The organism is Paraburkholderia sp. SIMBA_027 (genome assembly GCF_046535315.1).
Taxonomy (GTDB): domain Bacteria; phylum Pseudomonadota; class Gammaproteobacteria; order Burkholderiales; family Burkholderiaceae; genus Paraburkholderia; species Paraburkholderia tropica.
On the sequence record NZ_JAWRWY010001033.1, the window covers coordinates 1 to 257 of the forward strand.

General features: G+C 65.4%; 1 protein-coding gene. It reads right to left on the reverse strand.

Translation table 11 applies throughout. From position 1 onward, the window contains the following. On the reverse strand, window positions 1–257 hold a 257-nt coding region (locus tag SB764_RS42255), incomplete at both ends, for an aldehyde dehydrogenase family protein (protein ID WP_410867072.1).

Sequence of the window (257 nt, forward strand, 5' to 3'; positions counted from 1 at the left end):
GACCCGGTGAAGGAGATCATCGAGGGAACCGGGTGTTCGACGAAGTGATCGCCGATGATGGCGCCCGAGCCGGGGACGACTGACAGCAGTCCGGCGGGCAGCCCGGCCTCTTCGAACACCTCGGCCAGGATGAGCCCACCCGAGATCGGGGTGTCGGAGGCCGGTTTTACGACGACTGCGTTGCCGAGTGCCAGAGCCGGGGAGACTGTGCGGATGGACAGATGCAGCGGGAAGTTCCACGGCGAAATCACCCCGAT